Here is a 26526-nt window from a genome sequence, read left to right as displayed (position 1 = left end):
TGCGTATTTCGCGGAACTTGGGCAGTGATTTCACGCGATCTCGGGCACGCGTTTCAGGCCATCGTGGGCAGCCATTTCACGGTCGTGGGCAGGCTGGTCGACTAGGTGCATTGAGTCAGGCCTGATCGGTTGGGTCAAGCGGTTTTGTGATGCTCATCTTTCTTCGCATGCTTTCTCCGGATAGGGCGAGGCGGTGGGCGTTGTGAACCAGCCGGTCGAGAATAGCATCGGCAAGGGTTGGGTCGCCGATGGCCTCGTGCCATTGATCGACGGGCAACTGGCTGGTGACGATGGTGGAGCCGCGGCCCTGGCGGTCCTCGAGGATTTCCAGGAGGTCACGGCGTTCGGTGGCGGTCAGCACCGATAGACCCCAGTCGTCGAGGATCAGCAGCTCGGTTCGTTCGATGGATTTCAGGACACGGGCGTGGCGCCCGTCGCCCCTGGCGATGGCCAGCGCCTGAAAGAGCCGGGGCACACGGTGATACATCACGCGGCGGTCGTCGCGGCACGCCTTGTGGCCAAGCGCGCAGGCGATCCAACTTTTCCCAAGCCCGGTCGGGCCGGTAATGAGCAGATTTTCATGCCGGTCGATCCAGCCGCTGTCGATGAGGTGCGCCATGACGGATGTGTCGATGCCGCGCGGACTGCGCATGTCGATGTCTTCCACGCAAGCCGCATGGCGGAGCGCGGCAAACCGCAGCCGCGTGGCCAGCTTCTTGGCATCACGTTCTGCCGCCTCTCGATCGACCAGCAATCCAAGTCGCTCTTCGAAGCTGAGGCTTTCGAACATGGCGGAGGCGCGACGCTGTTCGTCGAGCGCCTTGGCCATGCCGGTGAAGCCAAGGGCCTCCAGCCGGTCGGATGTGGGATGTGTCAGCATGGGATGTCTCCTTTTCAGTGGTAATACTTCTGGCCGCGTATGTTGGGGTGCTGCAGCGGCAGCTCGTCAGCGTCTGGTTCCAGGAACGCCTGATCGAGCCCGTTCTTCAGGATTGACCGGATTGAGGATACCGACCGCGCCTTGATGGCGACGCCCCGGCGACAGGCGGCATCAAGGCGGTCAGGTTCATAGCTTTTGGCCAGCGACAGCACGCCCATGCAGGTGCGGAAGCCCTGCTCGGGGTGCGGTCTGTCTTCCATGACGATCTGACAAAACGCGGCGACCGAGGGCCCAAGCTTCTCAGCGCTGGCCAGAACGCGCGCCGGGGTCCATTCCGCATGGCGGCGGTGCGATGACGGCATGTGATCGGGCACCGTGACGTGGCTGCGCCGCCCAGGGTTGCGGACATGGCTGGCGATGCGTTTGCCACGGTGGAAAACTTCGACCGTGGAATGGGTTGCGCGGACGTCGACCTCCTGCCGGATCAAGCTGAAGGGTACCGAATACCAGCACCGGTCAACCTCGACATGGTAGTCGGGTGCAACACGGGCTCGCTTCCATCTGGCAAAGACATAGGGATCGGCGGGCAGCGGTTGCAGGCTCGGGCGGTCCAGCGTGGCGAACAGATCGGCGCGGCTTGCACCGTAATCGCGCATGACCCGGGTGTTCAGATCGTCCAGCAGAGGCCGGATCGCGGCGTTCAGTTCGGCGAGGGAGAAGAACCTGTGATTGCGCAACCGCGCGAGGATCCAGCGTTGTGCCACCTGCACCGCCACTTCGACCTTGGCTTTGTCTTTGGGCTTGCGCACACGCGCGGGCAGAATCGCGGTGCTGTAATGCTCTGCCATCTCGGCATAGGTCCGGTTCAACCCGGGATCGTAGCGGTCGGGTTTGATGACAGCGGATTTGAGGTTATCCGGGACCACCGCCTTGGGCACGCCGCCCAGATAGGCGAACATCCGGGTATGGGCACCGATCCAGTCTTCCAGCCCTTCCGAGGCAACAGCTTCGACGTAGGTGTAACTGGACGCCCCCATGGTGGCGACGAACAGCTTCGCCGCATGCACTTCGCCAGTTTCTGGATCGACAATGTCGATCGTGTCGCCCGCGTAATCGACAAACACCTTCTCACCGCCCGCATGTGTCTGCCGCATACTTGGGCGGACACGCCCCTTCCAGGCGTCGAAATGCGTACAGAACCACGTGTATCCGAACCCGCCCGGATGCTGCGCCCGGTATTCCTCCCACAACAGCATCCTGGTGACACTGCGCTTGCGCAGCTCCTTGTCCATCGCGGCCCAGTCCGGAACAGGGCGATCCGGATCCGGCACGCTCGGCGAGGACGGGAACAGCAACAGTTCAAGGCTGTCGTCGTCCAACCCATCGGGAAGCGGCCACCTCAGGCCCGCGTCGCGAGCCCGCCGCAGATAGGTGCCCACACTTCCCTTCCCAAGCCCGAGCGACGCGGCAATCGACCGCTCGCTCAGCCCTTGGGCAAACTTCAATCGCAATACGTCCCGTATCCGGCGCATGGTCAAACGTCCTGTCGGCATTCCATCCCTCCTGTTGATACGGAGGGGGAGTATCTTCAGTTCGTCGACCAGTCCTGCCCATGATCACGTGAAATCAGTGCCCGCGATCGCGTGAAATCCGCGCCCGCCTTCCCGCGAAATCAGTGCCCACAATCAGCTGAAATCAGTGCCCGCCATCACGCGAAACGCGCAGGCAAGCGCAACAGGAGAGCCCATCATGCGCTGAATACCATCGAGTTCTCCCATAGCGGTAGAGGGGCCCCAGTCCTGCCCGTGGCTGACATGTTCGCGGCCAACGCTGTGAACGCGATCTTCCATCCGGCGGCGGAAGCGCGCAGCGCAGCGCACCATGATCATGCCGCGCACCGTGTCGAGCATGTACAGGCACCCATACAGGAAACAGACCAGAGCAAAGAGTGTGACCAGCGTCTCCGGCGACTGGCTGCCCAGAACGCGGTCATAAACCTGAAGCATGAACAGAGGTCCCGTAAGCATCAGCAGGTTTACGAAGAAGCTGAACAGGAACACGGCCATTATTGGGGCCTTCATCTCACCGATGGCGCCGAGAAGGGTTGATGGTGGCCTTCCAGCGCCGCCCAAAGCGGCGGCGGTGGCTTCACTATGCGACGTATTGGAAAGTAATTTAAGCGACATCATCAGTTCCAATCCTGGCTTGGGCATTTGCTCGACCATTGGGCAATTACTTCATACCCGGTGGTATACCGTTTTCGCAGTTGGGATTGCGTATGCTGAGGACGCGCATTTGGCTGTAATCGCCACCAAAGATGAGCCGACGTAGAAGAAAGTATGTCTTGCCTTTCGCGAAAGTATGGGGCCGCTTCGCCCTGTGGACCGCTTTAACTGGTAAGATGTAGGAACCAGTTCCGCGTACGGCTGTGCGCAAAGAACCTTAGGCAGGGCGCATCAACAAAGGTCTGATTCCGACGTGGGCAGGATCCCAAGCTCTCATGAACGTTTTCGGGATTCTGGACCAATTGAGTTACGCCGCTGACACAGCCAACTCACGGATGTTGCCTTGGCAGGGGCTGAAGACGGTGGGCCGAACCGATGATTTTCATGCTTTCATCTGCGGATCTCTTGCCGCCTGACATGGCTTGAAACGGAAATGCCATTTTCTTTAAACGGTTGAGTTTTCAACCATTTTGCAAACATTTTCCGATCATTGGCCGCCTGTGAGAGCTTAGCCGATGACAGCATTCGTCGCAGAGCGATCGGGTAGAGACCTCGCAATCGCCGCTCAATCCGCCGCATTTATCTGCAGTTTTCGACACGAATTTGAAATCCCGTTGGCTTACCGCGCTAAAGGCAAAACGAAAGCACATGCCATTGCACCACACCCCGCACATTGAAAAGGGATCGACAAGAACGCCGCTGACGGCCGCTAAAGGTGTCTTGGCGCACATTCTACGGTATCACACTCGTTAACTATGAATTTCAATCACAGGGAGTGTACGATTATGGCGCCAGCGGACGGATCATCGGAGTTTCTCAAGAGCCTTCATGCCTTTCACCAGCACGATGCGACGCAGGACAAGTTGGCGTTGTCGCGCAAGCCCGGAACTTCGGCGCTGTCCGGGTGGTTTCTTGGTCCCTTGGCTGAGAACCGCGGTCTATTTTCCGAGCTCATTCTCAAAGCGTTGAATGGCAATTGTGACGCGCGCAAAGATTACGGTGATCAATTCGGCGATCCAGCCTATGTCACTCAAGCCCGAAAAGAGCTTCCGGGGTATCGGGCGACTGAGGCTGCGCTGCACAAGAACCTTGAAGAAATGCTTCATAACCTGCGCGGTTCCATCCCCCTGTCCAGTTACCGCAACCAATCGCATATGTATTGGGATGTCTCGCTGCCGGGCATGGTCGGGTATTTTGCGGCGATGCTCTATAACCAGAATAACGTGGCGGCCGAAGCCTCGCCCGTGACGACCTTGCTGGAAATAGAAGTCGGCAACGATCTGTGTGAAATGCTCGGCTACACAGTGCCAAGCGACGCCGATGCCAGTTCTGGCGCGATCAAGCCGTGGGGCCACATCACGTGCGATGGGTCGGTGGCCAACGGCGAGTCGATGTGGGCGGCGCGGAACCTCAAGCTGATGCCGATCACTTTGGCCGCTGCGATCAAGGCAGAGCCATCCATGGCGGCGGGCCGTACTTTGACGGTGTCCAAGCCGGGTGGCGGCCGCGCGCATCTGATAGACCTTTCGACATGGGAAATGCTCAACCTTGGCATAGACGATGTGATCGGGCTTTCACCAAGGCTGCAGACGGAATGCGGGATTTCGGAAAGCGTGATCGAGGATGTTCTCAACAGCTATTCCGTGCAAGCGCTGGGGCTGGCCGAATTCCAGCGCCGTTTCATGGCCGCCGATGCCCCGCACCTGCCCATCATCATTACGCCCGCGACCGCGCACTATTCCTGGCCGAAAAGCGCCGCGTTGCTGGGACTTGGGTTTTCGCATCTGTGGAAGGTGCCGGTCGATCTGGAAGGACGCATGGATTTGGTGCATCTGCGCCGTATGCTTGACCAGTGTTTGCGCGAGAAGCGCCCAGTCATGCAGGTTGTCGCCGTGATGGGGACCACCGAAGAAAGTGCCGTGGATCCGCTGGCCGATATCGTCAAGATCCGGGACGAGTATCGCGAAATGAGCCTGGAGTTCTCTTTGCATGTGGATGGCGCTTGGGGCGGGTATTTCAATTCGATCTTGCGCGCTCCAAAGGGTGGCGGCACCGATCATCCCGTCTTTGAGGATGATCTGGTTGATGAAATTCCGCCTGCCGCACCGGGTGAAACACCTCTTCAGCATACGCCCGCCATGTTGATGAGCGAGTATGTCATGCGCCAATACGCTGCGCTCCATCATGCCGATACTCAGACGGTCGACCCGCATAAAGGGGGGTTCATCCCCTACCCGGCCGGCGCGCTGTGCTATCGCAATGGCGCGATGCGGGACATGATCGCGTTCACGGCGCCTGTTGTGTTCCATGGCGGCGTTGACCCGACTGTTGGCGTCTATGGCATCGAAGGGTCCAAACCCGGTGCAGCGGCGGCCGGTGTGTATCTGTCCCACAGCATCATCCGTCCCGACAGGTCCGGCTATGGCAAGTTGCTGGGCAAATGCATTTTCAATTCCAAACGGCTCTATGCTGCGCTGGTGACGATCGGACACGGCAAAGACGCCCCGCCCGAAACGATCCGTGTCGTCCCGTTTCAGCGGTTACCCGCAGAAAAGGCATCGGGCACTCCCGAGGAAGTTCAGGCGCAACTCGATTTTCTCAAGGACAGCATCGTGCCCCTTGAAAACGACGCGTTGGTGGAGTTCCTTCATTCGGACAGCCAGGCCATGAAGGTCTTTCGCGAGCTTGGGTCAGATCAGAATATCATCACTTATGCCGTAAATTTCCGTACGGCAGACGGATGGAACACTGATGTGGCCCTGATGAACGAGTTGACGAATGATATCTATCTCAAGCTGTCGATCAGCGCATTTGATGGCGGTGATGTACCGAAGGAACCCATGTTCGTGACCGGTTCCAGCTTTGAAGTCGCGGACTATGGGCAGGAGTTTGTAAACGCCTTCGGGGCCCGCGCCGGGGTGCACCCAACGAATGGTCAGGGTATCCAGTTTCTTGTGTCAACCACACAGGACCCTTGGGTGACGGCCACAGCGAACGGCAACTATCTTGGGTACATCGTGGACACATTCAAAACAACCGCGCGCACCTGTGCCGCTGACTTGGTACGGCGTCACAACCTGACCCCGTTTCACGAAGGAGCTTGATTCATGACTGCAACGGTCCCCTTTGGTGCATGGCCCTCGCCCATCGCGCCCGAAGATCTTGCCGCCGGAACCGTCAAATTTGAGCTGACAGCGATTGATGGTGATGCGGTTTGGTGGGTCGAAAGCCGCCCAGATGAACAAGGTCGGTCCGTCGCCATGCGCTGGACCGCGACGGACGGCGCGAAAGATGTCACTCCGTCGGGTTTCAGCGCCAGCACAACAATCAACGGCTACGGCGGGGCCGCGCTTGGCGTTCGGGATGGTGTGGCATGGTTTTCCAACCTGTCCAAGGTCGCGCATCCCGGCACTGGCGATCTGCGCGTGCACCAGCAGGTGCCCGGTGAATTCCCCATGCCCATCACGCCATTGGTCAAGGGATGCTACGCAGAACTTGTGCCAGACCCTGTGCGCGGGATTGTTTTTGCTGTCCATCAAGATCCGGATCGACCCTTGAACGGTCAGGCGCGTCAGACCCTTGTGGCGTTGGACATGGCCGGCAAGAAGCTCCCTGTCACGTTGGCCGAGGGCGGCGATTTTTATGCCTTTCCGCGCTTATCGCCTTGCGGTCGCAAACTGGCATGGATCACGTGGGATTACCCGTCGATGCCGTGGGACGGAACGCGGCTTCAAGTGGCGGAATTGGATGCAACTGGTGCAGCAATCTCTGTTCAGACGATTGGCGGCGCGCCTGCGTCTGACATTGACCCCGATCTGAACCCGGTGTTTCAAAATGCGCTGCGGTATTCTGACGAGTCGATCCTTGAACCGGTTTGGGGGCCGGATGGGACGCTGTTTTGCGTTTCGGACCGATTGGAACTGGACGCTGTGCGCTGGTGGAACATCCACCGGGTCGAGCGTGATGATTTGATTCCCGTCACCCGCATGGCAGCGGAGTTTGCGTCGCCGCCATGGCGACTTGGCACGGCGTCCTATGCGATTTTGGGGGACGGAACGGCGCTTGCGGCCTTCTCCAAAGAAGGCTTGTGGTCGCTTGGACGGGTGTGTTTGACCAGCGGCGAGGTGACGCCAATTGACACCCCCTATAGCAGCATCTCTCATGTGCGCGCCGGTGACGGGTTTGCTGTGTTCATCGGCGGGCAATTCACGGCTCCCGCAGCTCTGGTGCGTCTTGATCTGGCGACGGGCGAAATGACCGAATTGCGCAACGCCAATCCGGGCCTAAGCGACGCGGCGCAGGCCTGCTTGCCAACGCCAGAAGTGATTGACTTCGCAACTGGCCCGGACGGCGGCGAGAAGACACAAACCGCCCATGCCTTTTTCTATCCGCCGACCAACCCAAAAGCACAGGCACCCGAGCAAGACCGCCCACCCCTTATTATCGTGATCCATGGCGGGCCGACTGGCCCTGCCGGTGCTGCGCTGTCCATGGATATCGCGTTTTTCACGTCGCGGGGGTTTGCAGTTGTAGATGTCAACTATCGCGGGTCAACGGGCTTTGGGCGCGCCTATCACCAAGCGATGTATGGCACCTGGGGGGTCACCGATATCGAAGATTGCGTGGCTGCCGCACGGCATCTGGTCGCGCTGGACAAGGTTGACCGTTACAGAATTGTGTCGCGGGGCGGGTCTGCCGGGGGTTACACAACGCTTGCCCTCGCCACTTTCACCGACCTGCTTTCGGCGGGCGCGAGTTACTATGGTATTTCCGACCTTCAAGCGATTGCGCGGTTTACGGACAAACTAGAAGCCCACTACGCCGAATTGCTTGTTGGCCCCTACCCGGCTGCGCAGCGTGTCTTCAAGGCCCGTTCACCCCTGTTTCACGCCGACGAAATAACGTGTCCGCTGATCATCTTTCAGGGCGAAGAAGATCCTGTCGTGCCGCGTGCCCAGGCACAGGTTTTGATTGATGCCCTGATGCACCGGGGATTGCCCGTTGCATGGGAGTTTTTCCCCGGCGAAGGCCACGGGTTCAAACAAAAGGCACATATTGTGCAGTCCCTAAGCGAGGAGCTCGCGTTTTACGGGAAAGTTATGGGTTTTGTGCCGTCAGGATCGTTAATGGAACCTGACATTAAAAACTTATCCGGTTAAACACATGAGCACATGACCTAGCGGAGATGTGCCATGCTCAAGATCGCAACGGGCCATAGTGAAGACCCTGAAACCCATAGCGCGACGCCAGAAGCTCTTGATATGGCGGTTGCGGGGCTCGACGGCGCGGTGCCGAAAGCCGCGTTGGTTTTCGCCGGGATCGATACGGATCTGCGCGAAATGGTCAGCATCATTCGCGACCGGTATCCGGACATTGAATTGTCCGGTTGCACCACTGATGGTGAGCTTAGCGAGGTCGGCGGTTTTCTTGAAGATTCTGTCGTCATAACCCTGTTCGCTTCGGATGTGGTGGATTTCACCGTTGGTGTCGGCGTCGGGGCCGCTGAAAACCCATCGCAGGCCACGGCGCAGGCCGTCGCGATGGCGCGTGGCAAAACCGACAAAGACCCGGCTTTGTGCATCGCCACTCCCGAAGGGATTGGAACAAATATCCAGTTTATTCTGGATGGGCTGCGCGCGGCGCTCGGTGCGGAGTTTCCGATCGTTGGCGGGGCCGCAGCCGATCAGTTGCGGTTCACGCAGACGAGCCAATTCTGCAATGACGAGATTGTCAGCAATGCCGTTGTGGTCATGTTGCTATCTGGGCCGCTGATCCATTCCTGCGGCGTGGCGACAGGCTACACCGGTCTGGGGAACAGGCATCTGGTCACAAAGGCCGAAGGGGCCGTCATCCACGAGATTGGCGGCAAACCGGCAGTCGATCTTTACAGCGACTATGTTCAAAGCCATTCGATCTTCTTTCCTCTGGCCGTATATGTCCCGGAACGGGGGGGGATGGTGTTGAGCACGCCGCAGCGTTTCGACAAAGACACCGGATCGATTCACTTGGTAAATCCGATCCCCGCTGACAGCGAAGTGCAAATCGCGACGGCATCGCGCGATGAAATCATCGACGCCGCGCGCTTGGCAGGCGAGCAAGCCGTCAAGGCATTTCCAAGTGGCGTACCAGAGGCGGCTTTGATCTTTTCCTGTGCCGGGCGCCGCGCAGCGCTTGGAACGCGAACCAACGAAGAATACACGTCGTTGACACAAAGCATCGGGAAGCGCATTCCCACCGCCGGATTTTATACCTATGGCGAGATTTGTCCGCCTGAGCCTGACAGCACATCCTTGACTCACACCAATGCGCTGGTGGCAGTTTTGCTAGGGACGGCCGCAGGTACTTAAGTGGCCAAGGACGACAAAAAACTTTCTTCGCCCGTCCACGATCCGGCGCGCCAAATCAGGTTGCTGGAAAAGCGCCTCAGCAAGGCAAACATGCGCCGAACCGAGTTGGAACATCTCATGGATACAAGCCATGCGTTTCAGCGAAATATCATCAACGAAATCGAAGCAGCCCGCGCCGAAGTAGAGCGAAAATCACATGAACTAGAGGCTCTAAATGCCTCACTTCAAGTGGAAAAGGCGCGTACAGATCAGTTGTTGCGTTCGATCATGCCGGAACAAGTGGCGGAAGAGCTTAAGACCACGGGGCGGGTTGCGCCGCGCAGGGTAGAAAACGCAACTGTCATGTTCGCCGATTTCGTATCATTTTCGACGACAACGGAACGTTTGGACCCGGTCGAACTGGTTGGAATGCTCGATCATTATTATTCTGCTTTTGATCAGATCATCGCGACGCACGGGGTCGAAAAGGTGAAGACGATCGGCGACGCGTATATGTGCGTTGCTGGTGCCCAGAACGATGAAGAAGACCACGCGCGGCGCATGCTTTCGGCCGCACGCGGTATCCTGATGTTTGTACGCGAAAGCCGCAAAGTGCCAACTGCCACCCGTCACAGCGCGTGGGATATTCGGATCGGTATAAATAGCGGCGCGGTGTCCAGCGGTGTCGTTGGGCACGACCGCTTAAGCTATGATATTTGGGGCAACACGGTGAACACGGCGGCCCGCGTGGTAAAAGCCAGCGCCGTGAACACCATCACCCTGTCCGAAAGTACCCGGTTCTTGGTTGGCAACGATCCGGCAATCAACGCCCTCGGCCTCGTTGAGGCAAAGGGCATCGGAAATGTCGCTATCTATCGCTTTGCGATCTGATCTGCGCCCCGCGCTGGCCGATCACGGGGCGTCCATATAAATCGGGTGCACCGGTATCGTGCTGTTCCCCGGTTCGTATTCCTGGGCAACCGATGCTGCGACATACGGGAAACGGTCGCTGAGCGGTTGGTCACTCAAGTGCGGCGGGCCGTCTTGTTCAGGGCCAAAGAAATAAGGGTTCACTTTTGCAATGGTCCAGAACACACTATCTTCGCGCAAGCTGCGCTGGTTCGGATAGGCAGGTTCTGCATCAGCGTCCCAGCGCAAGATGTCAGGAAGAAAGAAATCAACTGTCGCGTCTATGTCTTCCTCGTTCACTTCAAGCTGACGAAATCGGTAGTTGAACTGGTCGCCGTAATTGGCCACGTCGTCGGCGGGAGGAGTGCTGTTATAAGCGTTGTTCAAATCGCCAATTGTTGGATACGCGGCCCGATCACGCGGCAAATAGTATTCGGGGTTATACCCCTGTGGCGTGTCGACAAGGAAGATACCTTGTGTTCCGGTGCGGCCCATCCGGTCAACGGCCATACCGCTTTCATCGGACACAACCACCCAAAACCCCGCCTGTCGCAGATCCGGGCTTAGTGGGACTTCGAGAACAACAACCGTCATGTCTGTCTTGCCAAACGCCCCCAAAGAGGTCGGCTCGGCAGGCAGCCCATCCCCGCCTGACAGGGCTTCGCGGATTGCAAATTCGGCTGGAGCCGAGACATCTGTAAAGTCGAAAAAGAACGGGTCGCGCCGCACGCCTGCAAACAACAACTCGTTGGCTTTTCCTTTCGCCACTTCCAGCGGAGCATTCAGCGCGGTTGTTTTTCCGGTTGCGATGGTTGTGCCCTGCCAGCCGTTTGCCACGGCTTCGGCACCTGTGGCGCGCTTCAACTCAATGCTCTGGGTCTGTGTTTCGCCGGGAATATCGGTGGCCCGCAATTTATAGGCGATATCGGCACGATCATCGCCATCAGTGTCCAGCTTGAAAGCATAGGTGAACGATGTGCCCAGTTTGATCTGATCGGACGGCGCGCCCGGTCCATCTGCCCCCGACAACGGGTTGACTGTAAACACCATGGCCAGCCCGCCGGTTTGCGGCCCCTTGAAGATGAACACATCCCCGATATCCGCCGCCGGATTGGCGTTGGTAAATGGGCTGTCCTTGTGATCAGACGCCCACCCCGGCCCAGCGATGCCCGCTGCAACCACGAGCGTCGTTGCCACTCCTAAACCTTTTCGCATCCTGTGCCCTCCTGCTCAAACATAGTTAACGCTAGTGCGCTGCCCTGGACGCGTAAATTGTAAATCGCGCGGTTTGACTGTGTTCGCGCGCACAGAACCTAAGGGGAAGCTACTATTGAAATAGCCTGCATTAACCCTTTTGCGGCTATGGGGCGCAAATACACCGTTTGGATAGGAGCAGAGATGCCGGAATTGGTGGCTCATTGGGCGGGGTATTTGGGTGTCGCGCTATACCTGTCGTCCTACGCTTTGTTGCAATCAGGGGTGCTGCGCGGTTCGGGATACACCTATACTTTGATGAACCTGGCTGCCGCGTTCTTGGTGCTGGTCAGCCTTTCGCAGGATTTCAACCTTTCCTCCGCACTGATTCAGACCTCGTGGATCATTGTAAGCTTGATTGGATTGGCCAAAAGGGTCTTTCTGCAGCATAGCGTCACAATGACGGCCGAAGAAGCCGCACTGTCCAGAAATGCATTTCCCAGCTTTTCGCGTGTTCAGGCAAGGCGGATACTCGACCTCGGTCATTGGGTGAACTTGGCACCCGGCACATTGCTCACCACGGAAGGGGTGCCGGTGCGCACGCTGAATTACATGTTAAGCGGTGAGGCAAAGGTCATCTGCGCAGGACAGGAAATCGCGACAATAAATTCCGGTTTCATTGGGGAAATAAATGTCCTGTCTGAAGGGGCGGCAACTGCCACTGTTTGTGTCTCTCAGCCGTCGCGTGCCTTTCTTGTTTCTGCTCGTGCGCTCAAATCCGTTGTTCAGTTCGATTATGAACAACACTCTTTCCTGGTCAGCGACTTGCGGAATGATACTGGCCGAAAACTCCAGTCTTTAAACGCAGACTTGAGCAAGAGTTACCCCAACACATAAAGCTGGGCATGTCGGCTGCGGTGCTCTGGTCAGGCCACTTGGCGACCATGTGCCCAAACACCGCGAAGCACCGGAACACTGTCCTCAATCCCGAACCTGATCACATCCGCCTTTAGCCCTTCTTTCAGACAGCCACGGTCTAACAGTCCGACACCTTGGGCCGGAGCATGCGAAACAGTTGCCAAGCCGCGCGCCATATTCCCCCAAATCTCGCCCAACTGTACCGCAGCCATCAGCAAAGACGCCGGGATGTAGTCGGATGATAGCATGTCCAATAGCCCGTCCTGCGCCAGTTCCATTGCCGCCACATTGCCGGAATGCGAACCACCCCTGACCAGATTAGGTGCGCCCATGATCACGCTGATCCCGGCGTCCTTGCAGGCAATTGCGGCTTCGCGCGTTGTTGGAAATTCAGCCAAACGAATGCCATAGGCCTGCGAAACCGCCACCTGTTCCGCCGTGGTGTCATCATGGCTGGCCAGCGTGGCCCCAAACCGCTGCGCAGCCGCGATGGCCGCCTTTTCGTGTAACGTTCCCACACGCGCCTGTAGCTCTTTGAGGTCGTCCAGATAGACCCGTGTTTCGGCATCACTCAGGGATTGCTTGCCTTGCAGGTAATCTGCGAATTTTTGCTCGTCCCTGAATTGCCGCTGACCGGGCGTATGATCCATCAGGCTGACGATGCCGATCCGGTCTTCGGGTCCAAATTCATCCAGTTCGGCGGCCAGCGTTTCGGAACAGATTTCGGCTCTGAGGTGCAAATGATGGCTGATTTTGAGGACCCCCGTTTCACCGATCGCCAGAATTTCGCTTGCCAGAGCGCGGGCATATTTCCTGTACCCGGTTTGAGAGTTGGACGTGATGGAACCAACGCGCACGGCGTCAAACACGGTCGTAATTCCAACCGACGCCAGTTCTGCATCATGGGCCATGATGGCTGCCTTGTGGGGCCAATTCACCTTTGGTCGCGGCGAAATATGACGTTCAAGGTTGTCAGTGTGCAACTCGACCAGCCCCGGCGCCAGAAAATCGCCACGGCAATCGACTGCGCCCTTGGGTATCGCGCGCCCTGGTTCAATGGCATGGATGAGCCCGCCGCGCAGAACAACCTGCCCAACAAAAGTTTCGTCTGGCAACACAAGCTTAGCATTGGCAAGGATAATGTCTGGTGTCATGGGGAGGCTACGCTCTTCTGATACGGGACTGGCTGGAGGTTTGAAACACGCCATGAGTTTCACACGCTATGCAATCTATTTCACACCTGCGCCGGGCCAATTGGCCGATTTTGGTGCTGAATGGCTGGGGTGGGACAGTGCGGCGGGCAGTACGCGGGCGCATCCCGTGATCCCAGGGCTCAGCGCGTCGGTGGCCGCGCTCACGGCCAGACCCCGAAAGTACGGGTTCCACGGCACGCTCAAAGCCCCTTTCCGGCTCGCCGCTGACAGAACAGAGACAGCGCTGCTTCACGCCGTTGACAGGCTTGCAAGCACGTTGGCACCCGTGACCTTGCAAGGGCTTAAACTGGACCAGATTGGCGGTTTTCTGGCTTTGACTCCTGCGGGATCTGCGGGCGGTTTGACGGCTTTCGCTGCCGATGTGGTCGAACAGTTGGACAGTTTTCGCGCCCCGCCCACAGCCGATGAGATTGCACGCAGAAACCCTGCCCGCCTCACACCACGTCAACAAACCTTGTTGGCCAACTGGGGCTATCCGTATGTGCAAGATCAGTTTCGGTTTCATATGACCCTCACCGGGCCGGTTCCGCGTGAACACATCGGGGCCGTCCGGTCCGCTCTTGCCCCGGTGCTTGCACCGATCCTGCCGCAACCGTTTCGCATCGATGCGCTGACCTTGCTTGGGGCCGATACCGCCGGACGCTTTCATCAAATCACACGAGTTTCGGTCAGCGGATAAAGCGCCCCTCGCGCCCGCGATACCGTGTCAGCCAATGCGCCGTTGTTGGCGATGCTGATCACCTGCACCCCCACCGGCATCGCGGTTCCGCTGCGGGTCAGCCGCGCCGCGATGCGGGATGCGGTTTCGCGGCCACGGGCGTGTAGCCGCTGCGCAAGAATATCGGGCGCGGCCGACAGGGAAATCACAACAAAGGGCTGAAACTTGGTTGCGGCAGAGTTCAGAACGCTACGCGATAGATTAACCAGAACATCCTGCCCGTCAGCGAGTCCCGACAAAGCCCCGTGAGGAATTCCATAGTGCAGTCCATGTGCATCCCAGTGCAACGCGAACGCGTTATCAGAGCAAAGCTGTTCAAACCGATCAACGCTGATGCTTTGGAATGTCTCGGTGCTGTCACAGGCCGCGCGGGTGATGCATCGCCGAGCAATCTGCAGGCCAGGAACACTCTTCACCAGCCCCTCCATAACGCTGTCTTTCCCAACGCCAGAGGGGCCGACTACTGCGATAAGTCGCCCCCGGCTCATGTCGCAACCGGCCTGAATGCGCTTACATCCACCACCCGGTCACATACTTGCGAGCGTGCGTTTTCATCGTGGAATATGCCCAAAATCGCCGCACCGCGCGCCTTTGCCTCGCGGATCAGTGATAAAACGACATCTCTGTTGGTTGCATCAAGGCTCGCGGTTGGCTCGTCCAGCAAAAGCGCCGGATAGTTGCGTGCAAACCCACGCGCGATATTCACACGCTGCTGTTCGCCGCCCGAAAACGTGGATGGCCCCAGCCCCCAGAGCCTTTCGGGAACATTGAGCCGCGTCAAAAGGCCCGCGGCATGAGCCCGTGCCGCATCGGCGTGCCAGCCTGCTGTCAGCAACGGCTCGGCAACGATATCAATCGCCGGAACCCGCGGGACGACCCGCAGAAATTGGCTGACATAGCCAAGCGTCTCTCGGCGCAGGCGGAGCACTGTACGTGCGTCCGCCCCGGATACCTGCACACCGCCAACAGTGATGCGGCCCTCTTCGACCAGATAATTGCCGTGAATCATGCGTATCAGCGTGGATTTCCCTGCCCCGGATGCCCCGGTCAGGGCGACGCATTCACCCGGTGCAACTTGCACATCGGCACGCGACAGCACCTCGATCACGGTTCCACCCTGATTGTGCAGGGTAAACCGCTTTGTCACGCCTTCGCAGTCAATCATGGCCTTGTCACTTTCCCCGACACAATCATCCACTCAAACCTGCAACACAGAACTGACAAGAAGCTGCGTGTACCCATGTTGTGGATCGTCCAGCACCTGATCGGTCAGCCCCTGTTCCACGACGCGGCCATCTTTCATCACCATCAACCGGTCTGCCAGCAGCCGCACAACGGCAAGATCGTGGGTCACGATTATCGCGCTGAGCCCCATTTCACGCACCAATCCGCGCAGCAGATCAAGCAGTCGCGCCTGAACGCTGACATCAAGCCCGCCGGTTGGCTCGTCCATGAAAACAAGGCGTGGACCTGTGACAAGATTGCGGGCGATTTGCAGCCGCTGCTGCATCCCGCCTGAGAATGCTGTGGGGCGGTCATCCATGCGCTCTGCAGCAATTTCAACCCGGTTGAGCCAGTCCGCTGCTTGCGAGCGGATCTCTCCGTAATTGCGCGCTCCTATGGCCATCAGGCGCTCGCCGACATTGCCGCCTGCGCTGACACCCATCCGCAACCCGTCGCGGGCATGCTGGTGCACAAAGGCCCAATCGGTTCGGTGAAGGCGGCGGCGTTCAGGTTCGGTCAGTTGCAGCGTGTCGCGCAGCGAACCGTCCACATCAAATCGCACTTCGCCCGCATCCGGGGGCAAGTGCCCGGCAAGGCAGGAGAGAAGCGTGGACTTTCCCGACCCGCTTTCACCCACGATGCCCATGACTTCGCCGGGCCACAGATCAAAGCTGACATCACCGCAGCCAAGCCGCGCGCCATAGTGCTTGGTCACGCCGCGCACCTGCAACAAGGGCTGCTCTAGTGCGGCGGTCATGGTGCACCTTCCGTTCCGGTGTGACCTGCGGCTTGCCTTTGGCCACAATAGTCGGTGTCAGAGCACAAGAACATGCGCCCTCCCGCGTCGTCCGTGATGACCTCGTCCAAATAGCTGTCGACCGCCCCGCATACCGCGCAGGGATAATCGGCCCTCGACGGATCGAACGGATGATCTTCGAAATCGAGGCTGACAACCTGTGTGTAGGGCGGTAGGGCATAAATCCGCTGCTCGCGCCCTGCCCCGAAAAGCTGGATCGCCGGGCTTTCCAATTTTGGGTTGTCAAATTTCGGGATTGGCGAGGGATCCATAACATAGCGCCCTTCCACCTGAACGGGATAAGCATAGGCCGTTGCGATGGTGCCATGCCGTGCAATGTCTTCGTAAAGCTTCACATGCATCAGCCCATATTCTTCAAGCGCGTGCATCTTGCGGGTCTCGGTTTCGCGGGGTTCCAAAAACCTGAGAGGTTCAGGGATGGGCACCTGATAAACAAGGATCTGGCCCTCGCGCAGGGGTGTTTCGGGGATGCGGTGCCGAGTCTGGATAATGCTTGCCTCGGTCGTCGCTTCGGTGACGGCGACGCCTGCTGTCCGCTCAAAGAACTTGCGGATCGACACGGCATTGGTGGTGTCATCGGCGCCCTGATCAATCACCTTCAGGCGATCATCAGGCACCAACGTCGCGGCCGTTACCTGAACCCCGCCCGTCCCCCAGCCATAGGGCATGGGCATCTCGCGGCTCGCAAACGGAACCTGATACCCAGGCACCGCAAGCCCTTTCAGGATCGCGCGCCGGATCATGCGTTTTGTCTGCTCGTCGAGATACGCAAAATTGTACTGATCAGCCGTCATGTCGCGTCCTCTTGGCCGGCGGCCTTGGCTTGTGCACGCAACTTCCTGATCAGTTCCAATTCGGATTGGAAATCGACGTAGTGGGGCAATTTTATGTGCTCAAGAAACCCCGTGGCCTGAATGTTATCGCAATGGCTGAGAACAAACTCGGTGTCTTGAGCCGGCGCGCCGACATTCTCTTCGCCCAATTCTTCCCACCGCATGGCGCGGTCCACCAATGCCATGGCAATCGCTTTGCGTTCGGTCTGGCCAAAAACCAACCCATACCCTCGGGTGAACTGGGGCGGCTCGGTCTTGCTGCCGGTAAATTGATTGACGGTTTCGCATTCGGTCACGGTGATTTCGCCAATTTCAATGGCAAAGCCAAGGTCCGGAATGTCCATTTCCACCGCAACCGAGCCGATGCGCAACTCACCCACAAAGGCATGATTTCGGGCATATCCCCGCTGGGTCGAATACGCGAGGCCCAGCAAGAACCCTTCATCCGCGCGGGCCAGTGATTGCAGCCGTAAAGCGCGGTCAGCGGGCAATTCCAGCGGCTCGCGCGTCAGATCGCGCGGCACTGCGTCGCTTTCCGGCTCTGGCTGGATCAAACCTTCGCTGTTCAGAAACTCGGTCACATGGGGGACAGGGTCGCCCGCCGGGTCGCCCATTGCCGCCTCGGGCACATCGCCGTCAGCTGCGAGCATGAAGTCCAACAGTCGGTGGGTGTAGTCGAATGTCGGCCCCAGCACCTGACCACCCGGCACATCCTTGAACGTCGCCGAAATGCGTCTGTCACAGGCCATGTTTCCGGTGTCGATGGGTTGCGCCCCGCCAAAGCGCGGCAACGTTGTGCGATAGGCGCGGATCAGGAAAATCGCTTCGATAAGATCCCCGCGCGCCTGCTTGATGGCAAGGGCTGCAAGGTCCGGATCATAAAGTGACCCCTCGGCCATCACCCTGTTGACAGCCAGCCCCATCTGCTCGCGGATCTGCGCAACCGTCATCTCTGGCACGGTTCGGTCGCCCCGCCGTTCTTCCGCCAGCCATGCGTGCGCGTTGTCGATGGCGCGGGCACCGCCCTTTACCGCGACATACATCAGCGCGTTACCTTCGTGCTGCGCGGCAGGGCCGCAAGTCGGTTGCCGCAGGTGAAAAAGAAATCACACCCAAGAGGAAAGCGCGCTGCGTTGTCCTGAAATGCCGTGATGTCCGGCAGTGATAGTTTGGCCTCGTTCTGGATGCCGGGGCCTCGCAGTGTCGCGCCAGTGGCCTCAAGTTTGTCGAGCTCGACAATCAACGTCGCGGCGCGGTCCGGATACTCGGGTGTGCCAATCGAAAACCGGTTCAAAGGCGCAAGGTCTTCCCATTCGCCTATCGCAAATGCGCTTTCTTGCGGATCGCAGAGGGGCGCACCGGTGTGAAAGGTGAGCCAATCCCGAAGGCTTGGGTCATCCAACTTGCCCGCCAAATGAACGGGGGTGTCCCCGTCGCAAAGCGTCAGCAACAGCGCACCGGCAGCAACCGAGAGGGGCGCAGGCGGTGTTGCGCCGCGCACAGGCAAAATGGTGCCCGGTTGGGCCGTGGCTGTCATTGCTGCGCGAAAGACGTGCGCGGCCTGGATCGGGGCATCCCTGAACCCCCCTGAAAGTGCTGCGTGTCCCATCAGTCTTCGCCTCGTACCAATGTAAAGAATTCAACCTTGGTGGCCGCAGCTTTCGCTGCGCGTGTCGTACGAGCATCCTCCATCTCGGCTGCAAGCGGTTCCAGAATGACCTTGCGAAGATCGCTTTGGCGGTTTGTCTGCATCAGCGCATCAATAAGCGCCGCCGTTTCTGCATGCGCCTTGTTGCGTCCTTGCACGTAGCCATGCCCGATCGTTCCACAGGCAAGCGAAACCGTGCACCGTGTGACCGTCATTTCGCCCAGATTGAAGGGCGCACCGGTGGCCCCGGCCCGGCCGCGCACCATGACCGCCCCGATTTCCGGACTGCGGAGAGTTTCATGTGCCGGCACCGGGCCAAAGTTCGCCCAAAGATGCGATACCCGGTTGGACGGTGCGCGGGCCAGCAGCCCCATCCAGCCTTGCCGTGTGCTTACATCAAACATTGGAGCGCCTTGCCCTGTCTATCTCGCATCTATACAACTAGACAAATCACTAAACATCAACCCGTAAGCAAACAACCCTGCCCATTGTGAAGATTTGGTGACGTATGCCCCGAACGCTGATCTGGAAATCCATTGCTGATGCTCTGATCGCCGATCTTGCGGCAGGCCATTACGGGCCCGGCGATAAACTGCCCACGGAAGCGCAGCTCGCCGCGCGGTTTGACGTCAACCGGCACACAGTGCGCCGGGCTTTGTCACATCTGGCAGATGCTGGGCTTGTTTTGGCCCGGCGCGGCGCCGGCGTGTTTGTGGCCGAAACACCCACCGATTATCCGCTGGGTAAGCGTGTCCGGTTCCACCAGAACCTTGCCGCCAGTGGACGCGAAGGGGAAAAACGCATCCTGTCACTTATCACCCGCGCCGCAGACAGCGATGAAGCGACCGCATTGAAACTGGACCAAGGCGCTTTGGTTCATGTGTGCGAGGGGCTTTTACTTGCGGATGACAAGCCGATTGGGCTTTTTCGTAGCGTCTATCCTGAGGCGCGGCTTCCGGGCCTGCCACGCTTTCTGAACGCTGATCCGTCAGTGACCCGCGCCTTGGCGAACTGCGGTGTTGACGACTATACCCGGACCTCAACCCGCTTGACGGCGAAGTCAGCCAAAGCCGTGCAAGCGCGGCATCTCAATATCGCCGAAGGGGCGCCGGTCCTGCGATCGGTTAGCATCAGCATCGATCCGCAGAACATCCCGGTGGAATTTGGGACCACTTGGTTTGCAGGAGACCGTGTGACGCTGGTTTTGGGGGATGATCAGAGAAATTAGATCTCTGTAACAGTTTTGTGAAATTTTAGTGCGTAAAGAGCTTTATTCGCGCAATATTATTGACCCCAATTTCCCTCAAAGCTTAACAGGCCGTGACTTGTTCCTTTGGAGGTTGCTCATGCGCCCGATCCTGCTTTTAGCCCCTGCCGTTTCACTCGCCGCCCTTTTGTCATCGACCGCTGCGCATGCAGCCTGTGTCGAGTCTCCCAGCGGGACGTATACTTGCACAGGGCTTCAAACCGGCGGGCTGGCTGACAATGATGACGATGTCAGCGTCACAATCGATCTCGGCGCCGAGGTCGAAAACAATAGCGGTGACGCCCTGCGGGTGCGCGGCAATGACACTGTCGTCGAGAACAACGGGACGTTGACCGCGGATGGCGACGGCGTTGACAGCGGCGATAATGGGTCGGGACTGACCGTCACGAACAACGGCACGATCAACGCGAATGCGCGGGGCGTGAACGCCGACGACGAAGACGATGTGACCGTCATAAACACCGGCCTCATCAATGCACCCAGCAACGACGGTATTCGGCTGGGCAATGGCGCCAACGCCACGTTTCTCAACTCGGGGACCCTGATTTCCGGGGACGAAGGCATGGAAGCCGGCGACAACGCGACAGTCACCAATGACATCGGGGCCAGCATCACCGCTGTTGAGGATGCCATCCAAATCGGCGAGGCAGCGAGCATTACCAACAGCGGCACCATTCAAAGCACCGGCACCGATGGCGACGGGGTCGATATGGACAGCGGCACAGTGGTCAACACGGCCACAGGCAGCATCTCGACTGCGGCCTCGTCATCCGCCGGGATCGATTTTGACGCCAGCAGCGTTCTGGTCAGCACGATCATCAACAGCGGCACAATCGCGGGCGGGATCGGCATTCAGGTGGAACTGGGCGGCGCGGACCCCGCGAATGTCCAGACTCAGATTGTGCGCACGGACGGTGTGATCATCGGCAGCGGCGGCATCGCGATGGACCTTGGCGCAAGTGATGATCAGGTAGCGATCTTCGACGATCTGACGTTCCAATCGACGGCTGACTACAATCTTGGATCAGGCGCCCCTGTGCAGATCGTCGGCAAAACCAACCTTGGCACTGGTGAGGACACGTTGGCATTTTTGAACACAGCGGATGGCGGGATGATTTACGACGCCGTCCTTAACGATCTGTTCGATGGCGGCGCAGACACGGACACCGTGATTTTCTCGGCGAGCAAGTCTGATCTGACCGCATCAACGCTGATCGCCGACATCCTGAGCTTGACCTTTGAAGACAGCGGCATGGCGCAGGTTCTGAATTTCAAAGACTTCGAATTCTTCACCTTCGGTGCAGATCGTCTGACGGGGCTGGGCGGCACGACCTATGCAGCGGCAGAGCTTACCGCGCCAGTGCCGCTTCCGGCGGGCTTCGTTTTGCTTGGCGGTGGTCTGGCGGCATTGGGTGCGGCGCGCGCGCGGCGCAAGGGTTAAACCAGAGACACAAAGTTTGTGGGCTGCCTTCGCGGGCGGCCCCTTTTTCATTCATAACGTTCAAGAAACTCTTCGGCACTGAGTGCGCGAAAATCCTCAAGGGTGGCGCGCAACCGGTCATGGGACCAATCCCACCATGCCAGCGCCATCATCCGGTCGGCGATCCCCGGCGCATATCGCGCGCGTACCGGTTTCGCGGGCAAGCCCGCAACCACCGTGTAGGGATCCACATCGCGCGTCACAATTGCCCCGGACGCGACCACCGACCCATGGCCAAGCGTCACCTCTGGCTTGATCATCGCGCCATGCCCGATCCACGTGTCATGCCCGATCACCGCGCGCCGTGTGCGACGGTGCGCCAGCCACGCCTCATCCGGGGCGGCATCGTCCCAATAGTCATTGGACCGATAGTGGAAATGATGAAGGCTCGCCTTGTCCATCGGATGATCCGTGGCGCCGATCCGGGTGAAACTGGCGATGTTGGAGAACTTCAAAATCTCGGCGTTTGCGATGTCTGAATAGCGGTCACAGTATGAATAATCGCCGATGGTGCTGTGCGCGACCCGGCTGCCTCGCCCAATTTCAACGAAGCGTCCGAACTCGGTATCGGTTATCTCGCAATCGGGGTGCACATAGGGCGCCCCTTCTGTCAGTCGTGCCATGCCGCGCCTGCCATTGAACCCATGCTCCGTCGGCGGCCTGACGTATCAGGTGTCGTTTCCACCGGAAATCAGCCGCCGCCGCAATATTCCAGACACCCAATCCATGACCATAACCATCACGATGATAAGCACAATATAATAGCTGACCTCTTCCCAATCCTTCTGGGTGATGATCGCCTGTGTCAGTAGCAATCCGATGCCCCCGCCCGTGATTGCGCCGATCACCGTGGCGCTGCGCGTGTTACTTTCCAGATAGTACAATATCTGGCTTAGAAAGACCGGCGTAATCTGCGGAATTACCCCAAACCGGTAGCGTTGCAACGGTGTCGCCCCAGTGCTTTGGATGCCTTCGATCTGTTTGTTGTCAACATTTTCCAAAGCTTCACTGAACATCTTGCCGAAACTGCCCGTGTCAGTGAGCAGAATAGCCAGCGCACCGGTGAGCGGGCCGGGCCCAAATGCGCGGCTTAGAATGATCGTCCAGATCAGTCCGTCCACACCGCGCACGAAGTCGAAAACACGGCGAACCGCGAAGCGGACGGGGGCAAGGCGGTTGAAATTTCGCGCCGCAATGAATGCCAGCGGCAGGGCCACCAATGCCGCCCCCATCGTGCCAAGGAATGCCATGAGGATCGTTTCAAAGATGGCCCACATGACATCTTTGTGACGCCACATCTCGTTGTTCCAAACATCCGACACCATCGCCGACAGATTGCCTTTGCCCTGGACCAGCGGCGGGCCGTGCATGGCGAGGCTGACCAATTCGCCAAGGCTTTTGCCATAGAACGGGCTGTCGAGAGTGAACCAGAACAATTCCCAACCAAACGCGTAGTGAAAGACCTCGGTGCGGGCACGTGTGACGATGGCGCGCCCCCCCGGTGTCGTGATGTCGACGCGCGCCTTGCTGGCGCTTATCCAATTTGGCGGAATCGTTGCAGGGGCATCAAGAATGATATTCCGACCCTCAACCGCGACGTGGATCGTCCCGCGACCAGGAACGTCAAGCCACAGGCTCGACCCATCTATTTGCGCAGTGTACCCTTTCGACAGGGTAATTTGCGCCGCATCATCGCCGGTTTTGGTCACGAAATCCGGGACCATGTTCTCTGGATAGGTGCCCTTTTTCTCGCCTTCGACAGCGATGGTCAGCCCGCCGGTACGGTTGTTGTGAGTGACGTGGGTTTTGTAGCTGTATGCGTCAGAGACAAGCACCGCCGCGTTGTCCATGCGCGCCCGCTCCGCCAACTCGAGAATGTTGAACGCCACAAAAATATACGCGAAATAAACTAGCACGGCCAACGGTGCCGCGAACCCGATCAGGCGTTTGCGTGCAAAGGCTGCGTCGGCCGCGCGGCGCAGATCGTCAAGCGGTGCTTCGGTGGCGTCCAACATGGCCATGCTCAGACCCTTCCCACAAGTTTGTTGCGATAATAGGCAGACACTTGGTCGAAAAACACGATAGTAAGAAACAAAAGCAGGAAGATCGCGGCGACTTCGTCATATCGCCCCTGACCCCAGCTGAACGCGGTTTTCAAGTCATATCCGATCCCCCCCGACCCCACGAAGCCAAGGATCGCCGAGGCGCGGATGTTGATTTCGAACCGAAGCAGCGCGTAGCTGACATAGTTGGGCGCAACCTGCGGCAGCACGCCAAGCCACATGCGTTGTGTCCACGATGCCCCGACAGAGGCCAGACCTTCGACAGGCTGCAAACTGGCATTTTCATTCACTTCGGAGAACAGCTTTCCCAACGCGCCAACCGTGTGGAAGCTTATCGCGATCATGGCCGCCACGGGCCCGCCGCCAAGGATGAAAATCAGGACTAAGGCGATCACGATTTCCGGGATGGCCCGCATCGCATCCATCACCCGGCGGATTGGTGTGATGAGCCATGGAAACTTCGCCAAACTACGGGTGGCCAGCAACGACAAAGCGATGGCAAAAAGAGCGCCGATCAGGGTCGACGCGGCCGCAATGTTCAGTGTTTCAATGAGTGAGGGAAAGAACTTCACCATCAGCCCTGGCAGGTTCGCGGCCTTCTCGCGCGCTTCTGCCAGAACTTCGCCTGGAAACTGGAAGATGTGGAAAATACCGTTCCAGAACCCGCCGGCATTGCGCGCATCGGCTAGTATGAAACCTGATGTCATCAGTGCCACAAAGACGATCAGCATGATCGCACCATAAAGCCTTTTGGTGCGGGTCATTGCCAAATAAGCGCCGCGAATGTCGTCGATACTTTGGGTGGCACCCATCGAAAGGTCGGCCATGGTCGCGGTGTCTCCTGAAACGGAAAAAGGCCGGCCCATTTGGACCGGCCAAGCACGATACGTCAGATCACATCTTGGATTTACGTGCGTCAATGATCGACAAATAGGCGTCGTGATTGATGGGCATCACGCCAAGGGCGTCGCCCTGCAAAAAGCCATAGGCGCAATCAGGATCCATGGATGAAAGCGAGGCCAGCAAGGCGGTCATGTCAACTTTGACCCGCTCGGGCAGATCTTTGCGCAGAACGATCGGGCCTTCCGGGATCGGATTGGATTTCCAGATTTCGACCAACTCGTTCATGTCAACGAGACCCGCATCGGATGCCTTGCGCAGCGCGCCCGAATTGTATCCATCTTCCCACTCGCCAAGGCCGTCGGCCCATGTGACGCCTGCGTCCACATCCCCATTCGCAACCGCGACGATGGTTTGCTCATGCCCGCCGGTAAAAGTGACATCACCAAAGAACTCGCCCGGTTCCATGGATGCGCCGGTTGCCTTTGGAATTTCAATCGACGGGATAAGGTAGCCGGATGTCGAATTCGGATCACCAAAGCCGAACACTTTGCCTTCCATGTCGGCCAAAGACGTGATGCCGCTATCGACGCGGGCAAAACCCACTGAGTGATAGCCATAAGACCCATCGGTGTTGACTTTGACCAGCACAGGCTCAACCGCGTCGGGATTGGTCAGGAAGGTCTTGGCATAGGCGGATGCGCCCAACCATGCCATGTCGATTGTGCCGCCAAGAAGGGCCTGAATGACGCCATCGTAATCCGCGGGCGTAAACAGTTTTGTGGGCACACCCAACACGGCTTCGGCCTTGACCCGGACGCATTCGTTCGAGGTCATGCGGTCTTGCGCGTTCTCGCCGCCCAAAATGCCGATGCGGAATTCTGTGATCTCTTGTGCCATTGCCGGGGCGGTCAGCGCGGTGGTGGCCAAAACGGCTGCAAAGATTGGTTTCATGGTCTCTCTCCAAGTTGGACTGTCGGCCAAATGACCGAAGCGAAAGGTGATTGTTGGGGTCAGAGCGCGGCCTTCGCGTCGCATACCAGAGCGGCCGCATTGGTTCGGTCCAGCGCATCGATAGAGGTCGACGTCGCGGCCTCGGAAAATCCTGCATCCGCGCCATAGATATCGCGGGCGACACCGGTGGTCAGTTGATCCGGCGTGCCATCAAACACAACGCGGCCCTGCCGCATGCCGATCACCCGGTCGCAATAGCGCCGTGCGGTATCAAGCGTATGTAAATTGGCGATTACCATGCGCCCGTCTTCGTCATGAATACGGCGCAGCGCATCCATAACGATTTGCGCGTTCATCGGGTCGAGGCTTGCAATGGGTTCATCGGCAAGGATGATCCGCGGATCCTGCATCAAGGCGCGGGCGATGGCGACGCGCTGTTGCTGGCCACCCGACAAGGCCTCTGCCCGCTTCGGGGCCTGTGCGGCAATGCCAAGGCGATCAAGAATGTCGATGGCCCGGTGAATGTCCGCTTGGGGATAGAGGTTGAACATCGTGGCAAGGGTCGAGCGGCGGTTCAGTGTCCCGTGCAGCACGTTGCTCACCACATCCATGCGCGGCACGAGGTTGAATTGCTGGAAAATCATCGCGCATTGCGACTGCCACTGCCGCTTGGCACGGCCCTGCAAACCGGTCACATCCTGACCATCGAACACGATGCGCCCACCGCTGGCATCGGAGAGCCGGTTGATCATCCGCAGCAACGTAGATTTTCCCGCGCCGGACGCCCCGATGATGCCGATCATGGCCGGCTTGGGACAGCAAATGCTCACCTGATCGACGGCTGTAGTGCCGCGAAAACGCTTTGTCAGTTGGTCAAAGGTCAGCATCCGGTCCCCGTTCGTTTCGTGAAGCGGGTACGCCGATGCGCCGACTATTTTGTGTCTCTTTTATAAAGCTTCTGTAAAATCGCTCGGTTTTGCGGATCCATGTGGGCGCGATTTGACGGGGCGGTGGGG

25 protein-coding genes are annotated in these 26526 nt (G+C 58.6%); 8 read left to right on the top strand and 17 right to left on the bottom strand.

The annotated features are described in order from the left end of the window. Positions 1-115 precede the first annotated feature (115 nt). From istB to E2L05_RS16305, 3 genes are all read right to left on the bottom strand, one after another. Complete coding sequence (gene istB / locus E2L05_RS16315) at positions 116-880, bottom strand: IS21-like element helper ATPase IstB (protein ID WP_133343488.1); 765 nt, start codon at positions 878-880, stop codon at positions 116-118. Between the two features lie 14 nt (positions 881-894). Next, entirely contained in the window at positions 895-2433 is a 1539-nt protein-coding gene (gene istA, locus E2L05_RS16310) for an IS21 family transposase (RefSeq protein WP_133343487.1), read from the bottom strand. Between the two features lie 132 nt (positions 2434-2565). Beyond that, complete coding sequence (locus E2L05_RS16305) at positions 2566-3093, bottom strand: hypothetical protein (protein WP_165971790.1); 528 nt, start codon at positions 3091-3093, stop codon at positions 2566-2568. A 797-nt stretch (positions 3094-3890) separates the two neighbouring features. Here E2L05_RS16305 and E2L05_RS16300 point away from each other — a divergent pair. Genes E2L05_RS16300 through E2L05_RS16285 form a run of 4 tightly spaced genes read left to right on the top strand, consistent with a single transcriptional unit; the run spans position 3891 to position 10322 of the window. After that, positions 3891-6209, top strand: a complete 2319-nt coding sequence (locus E2L05_RS16300) for a pyridoxal phosphate-dependent decarboxylase family protein (protein ID WP_165971789.1) — start codon at positions 3891-3893, stop codon at positions 6207-6209. 3 nt (positions 6210-6212) lie between these two features. Continuing rightward, positions 6213-8264, top strand: a complete 2052-nt coding sequence (locus E2L05_RS16295; protein WP_133343932.1) for an alpha/beta hydrolase family protein — start codon at positions 6213-6215, stop codon at positions 8262-8264. A gap of 33 nt (positions 8265-8297) precedes the next feature. Beyond that, positions 8298-9452 carry an FIST signal transduction protein gene (locus E2L05_RS16290; protein WP_133343931.1) on the top strand — a complete coding sequence of 385 codons (1155 nt, stop codon included), beginning with the start codon at positions 8298-8300 and terminating at the stop codon, positions 9450-9452. Then, on the top strand, positions 9453-10322 hold the full coding sequence (locus E2L05_RS16285) for an adenylate/guanylate cyclase domain-containing protein (protein WP_133343930.1): 870 nt from the start codon (positions 9453-9455) through the stop codon (positions 10320-10322). A gap of 21 nt (positions 10323-10343) precedes the next feature. Here E2L05_RS16285 and E2L05_RS16280 read toward each other — a convergent pair whose 3' ends face one another. After that, positions 10344-11555 (bottom strand): DUF4331 family protein, encoded by a 1212-nt coding sequence (locus tag E2L05_RS16280; RefSeq protein ID WP_133343929.1) that lies wholly within the window; start codon positions 11553-11555, stop codon positions 10344-10346. A 183-nt stretch (positions 11556-11738) separates the two neighbouring features. Between E2L05_RS16280 and E2L05_RS16275 the strand changes: the two genes are divergently transcribed. Beyond that, the gene (locus E2L05_RS16275; protein ID WP_165971788.1) at positions 11739-12431 is read left to right on the top strand and encodes a CBU_0592 family membrane protein; all 693 of its coding nucleotides are present in this window, start codon (positions 11739-11741) and stop codon (positions 12429-12431) included. 29 nt (positions 12432-12460) lie between these two features. Here E2L05_RS16275 and E2L05_RS16270 read toward each other — a convergent pair whose 3' ends face one another. Further along, entirely contained in the window at positions 12461-13606 is a 1146-nt protein-coding gene (locus tag E2L05_RS16270) for an alpha-D-ribose 1-methylphosphonate 5-triphosphate diphosphatase (protein ID WP_133343927.1), read from the bottom strand. A 52-nt stretch (positions 13607-13658) separates the two neighbouring features. Here E2L05_RS16270 and E2L05_RS16265 point away from each other — a divergent pair, with 52 nt between their 5' ends. After that, positions 13659-14345 (top strand): DUF1045 domain-containing protein, encoded by a 687-nt coding sequence (locus E2L05_RS16265; RefSeq protein WP_133343926.1) that lies wholly within the window; start codon positions 13659-13661, stop codon positions 14343-14345. Here the strand turns inward: E2L05_RS16265 and phnN are convergent. Genes phnN through phnG form a run of 7 tightly spaced genes read right to left on the bottom strand, consistent with a single transcriptional unit; the run spans position 14315 to position 19310 of the window. Further along, the gene (gene phnN / locus E2L05_RS16260) at positions 14315-14872 is read right to left on the bottom strand and encodes a phosphonate metabolism protein/1,5-bisphosphokinase (PRPP-forming) PhnN (RefSeq protein WP_133343925.1); all 558 of its coding nucleotides are present in this window, start codon (positions 14870-14872) and stop codon (positions 14315-14317) included. The genes E2L05_RS16265 and phnN overlap by 31 nt on opposite strands. Next, entirely contained in the window at positions 14869-15549 is a 681-nt protein-coding gene (gene phnL / locus E2L05_RS16255; RefSeq protein WP_133343924.1) for a phosphonate C-P lyase system protein PhnL, read from the bottom strand. Before phnL ends, phnN begins: the two co-directional genes overlap by 4 nt. A 33-nt stretch (positions 15550-15582) precedes the next feature. Further along, a complete protein-coding gene (gene phnK / locus E2L05_RS16250; protein WP_133343923.1) occupies positions 15583-16365 on the bottom strand; it encodes a phosphonate C-P lyase system protein PhnK in 783 nt (260 codons plus the stop codon). Next, entirely contained in the window at positions 16362-17219 is an 858-nt protein-coding gene (locus tag E2L05_RS16245) for an alpha-D-ribose 1-methylphosphonate 5-phosphate C-P-lyase PhnJ (RefSeq protein WP_133343922.1), read from the bottom strand. Before E2L05_RS16245 ends, phnK begins: the two co-directional genes overlap by 4 nt. After that, the gene (locus E2L05_RS16240) at positions 17216-18301 is read right to left on the bottom strand and encodes a carbon-phosphorus lyase complex subunit PhnI (protein WP_133343921.1); all 1086 of its coding nucleotides are present in this window, start codon (positions 18299-18301) and stop codon (positions 17216-17218) included. Before E2L05_RS16240 ends, E2L05_RS16245 begins: the two co-directional genes overlap by 4 nt. After that, positions 18301-18867 carry a phosphonate C-P lyase system protein PhnH gene (gene phnH / locus E2L05_RS16235; RefSeq protein ID WP_133343920.1) on the bottom strand — a complete coding sequence of 189 codons (567 nt, stop codon included), beginning with the start codon at positions 18865-18867 and terminating at the stop codon, positions 18301-18303. Before phnH ends, E2L05_RS16240 begins: the two co-directional genes overlap by 1 nt. After that, positions 18867-19310 (bottom strand): phosphonate C-P lyase system protein PhnG, encoded by a 444-nt coding sequence (phnG, locus tag E2L05_RS16230; protein WP_133343919.1) that lies wholly within the window; start codon positions 19308-19310, stop codon positions 18867-18869. Before phnG ends, phnH begins: the two co-directional genes overlap by 1 nt. Before the next feature lie 104 nt (positions 19311-19414). Here phnG and phnF point away from each other — a divergent pair, with 104 nt between their 5' ends. Both phnF and E2L05_RS21155 read left to right on the top strand, forming a co-directional pair. Then, positions 19415-20134 carry a phosphonate metabolism transcriptional regulator PhnF gene (gene phnF / locus E2L05_RS16225; RefSeq protein ID WP_133343918.1) on the top strand — a complete coding sequence of 240 codons (720 nt, stop codon included), beginning with the start codon at positions 19415-19417 and terminating at the stop codon, positions 20132-20134. 118 nt (positions 20135-20252) lie between these two features. Next, entirely contained in the window at positions 20253-21614 is a 1362-nt protein-coding gene (locus tag E2L05_RS21155) for a VPLPA-CTERM sorting domain-containing protein (RefSeq protein WP_133343917.1), read from the top strand. A gap of 47 nt (positions 21615-21661) precedes the next feature. Here E2L05_RS21155 and E2L05_RS16215 read toward each other — a convergent pair whose 3' ends face one another. The 5 genes from E2L05_RS16215 to phnC form a co-directional block, all read right to left on the bottom strand. Continuing rightward, the gene (locus tag E2L05_RS16215; RefSeq protein WP_133343916.1) at positions 21662-22276 is read right to left on the bottom strand and encodes a chloramphenicol acetyltransferase; all 615 of its coding nucleotides are present in this window, start codon (positions 22274-22276) and stop codon (positions 21662-21664) included. Positions 22277-22321: 45 nt separating this feature from the next. Next, positions 22322-23674, bottom strand: coding sequence for a phosphonate ABC transporter, permease protein PhnE (gene phnE / locus E2L05_RS16210; RefSeq protein WP_133343915.1), 1353 nt, complete (start codon positions 23672-23674; stop codon positions 22322-22324). Between the two features lie 2 nt (positions 23675-23676). Next, entirely contained in the window at positions 23677-24543 is an 867-nt protein-coding gene (phnE, locus tag E2L05_RS16205) for a phosphonate ABC transporter, permease protein PhnE (RefSeq protein WP_133343914.1), read from the bottom strand. A gap of 67 nt (positions 24544-24610) precedes the next feature. Beyond that, on the bottom strand, positions 24611-25510 hold the full coding sequence (phnD, locus tag E2L05_RS16200; protein ID WP_133343913.1) for a phosphonate ABC transporter substrate-binding protein: 900 nt from the start codon (positions 25508-25510) through the stop codon (positions 24611-24613). Positions 25511-25569: 59 nt separating this feature from the next. Further along, positions 25570-26397: a phosphonate ABC transporter ATP-binding protein gene (phnC, locus tag E2L05_RS16195; protein ID WP_133343912.1), complete on the bottom strand. Its 828-nt coding sequence runs from the start codon at positions 26395-26397 to the stop codon at positions 25570-25572. Between the last annotated feature and the right edge of the window lie 129 nt (positions 26398-26526).

Origin of the sequence: Meridianimarinicoccus aquatilis (assembly GCF_004358675.1) — a bacterium.
GTDB classification, from domain to species: Bacteria; Pseudomonadota; Alphaproteobacteria; order Rhodobacterales; family Rhodobacteraceae; genus Meridianimarinicoccus; species Meridianimarinicoccus aquatilis.
This window is presented reverse-complemented; position numbering and strand designations above follow the sequence as displayed.

Bases quoted from the DNA above. Each gene is read 5' to 3' on its own strand.
- phnK (WP_133343923.1), bottom strand. From the start codon at position 16,365: ATGACCGCCGCACTAGAGCAGCCCTTGTTGCAGGTGCGCGGCGTGACC.
- E2L05_RS16305 (WP_165971790.1), bottom strand. From the start codon at position 3,093: ATGCCCAAGCCAGGATTGGAACTGATGATGTCGCTTAAATTACTTTCC.
- phnD (WP_133343913.1), bottom strand. From the start codon at position 25,510: ATGAAACCAATCTTTGCAGCCGTTTTGGCCACCACCGCGCTGACCGCC.
- E2L05_RS16275 (WP_165971788.1), top strand. From the start codon at position 11,739: ATGCCGGAATTGGTGGCTCATTGGGCGGGGTATTTGGGTGTCGCGCTA.
- phnE (WP_133343914.1), bottom strand. From the start codon at position 24,543: ATGGCCGACCTTTCGATGGGTGCCACCCAAAGTATCGACGACATTCGC.
- phnL (WP_133343924.1), bottom strand. From the start codon at position 15,549: ATGATTGACTGCGAAGGCGTGACAAAGCGGTTTACCCTGCACAATCAG.
- E2L05_RS16215 (WP_133343916.1), bottom strand. From the start codon at position 22,276: ATGGCACGACTGACAGAAGGGGCGCCCTATGTGCACCCCGATTGCGAG.
- phnG (WP_133343919.1), bottom strand. From the start codon at position 19,310: ATGTTTGATGTAAGCACACGGCAAGGCTGGATGGGGCTGCTGGCCCGC.
- E2L05_RS16245 (WP_133343922.1), bottom strand. From the start codon at position 17,219: ATGACGGCTGATCAGTACAATTTTGCGTATCTCGACGAGCAGACAAAA.
- E2L05_RS21155 (WP_133343917.1), top strand. From the start codon at position 20,253: ATGCGCCCGATCCTGCTTTTAGCCCCTGCCGTTTCACTCGCCGCCCTT.
- phnF (WP_133343918.1), top strand. From the start codon at position 19,415: ATGCCCCGAACGCTGATCTGGAAATCCATTGCTGATGCTCTGATCGCC.
- E2L05_RS16270 (WP_133343927.1), bottom strand. From the start codon at position 13,606: ATGACACCAGACATTATCCTTGCCAATGCTAAGCTTGTGTTGCCAGAC.
- E2L05_RS16280 (WP_133343929.1), bottom strand. From the start codon at position 11,555: ATGCGAAAAGGTTTAGGAGTGGCAACGACGCTCGTGGTTGCAGCGGGC.
- phnN (WP_133343925.1), bottom strand. From the start codon at position 14,872: ATGAGCCGGGGGCGACTTATCGCAGTAGTCGGCCCCTCTGGCGTTGGG.
- istB (WP_133343488.1), bottom strand. From the start codon at position 880: ATGCTGACACATCCCACATCCGACCGGCTGGAGGCCCTTGGCTTCACC.
- E2L05_RS16240 (WP_133343921.1), bottom strand. From the start codon at position 18,301: ATGTATGTCGCGGTAAAGGGCGGTGCCCGCGCCATCGACAACGCGCAC.
- E2L05_RS16300 (WP_165971789.1), top strand. From the start codon at position 3,891: ATGGCGCCAGCGGACGGATCATCGGAGTTTCTCAAGAGCCTTCATGCC.
- E2L05_RS16295 (WP_133343932.1), top strand. From the start codon at position 6,213: ATGACTGCAACGGTCCCCTTTGGTGCATGGCCCTCGCCCATCGCGCCC.
- phnH (WP_133343920.1), bottom strand. From the start codon at position 18,867: ATGGGACACGCAGCACTTTCAGGGGGGTTCAGGGATGCCCCGATCCAG.
- phnE (WP_133343915.1), bottom strand. From the start codon at position 23,674: ATGGCCATGTTGGACGCCACCGAAGCACCGCTTGACGATCTGCGCCGC.
- istA (WP_133343487.1), bottom strand. From the start codon at position 2,433: ATGCCGACAGGACGTTTGACCATGCGCCGGATACGGGACGTATTGCGA.
- E2L05_RS16290 (WP_133343931.1), top strand. From the start codon at position 8,298: ATGCTCAAGATCGCAACGGGCCATAGTGAAGACCCTGAAACCCATAGC.
- E2L05_RS16265 (WP_133343926.1), top strand. From the start codon at position 13,659: ATGAGTTTCACACGCTATGCAATCTATTTCACACCTGCGCCGGGCCAA.
- phnC (WP_133343912.1), bottom strand. From the start codon at position 26,397: ATGCTGACCTTTGACCAACTGACAAAGCGTTTTCGCGGCACTACAGCC.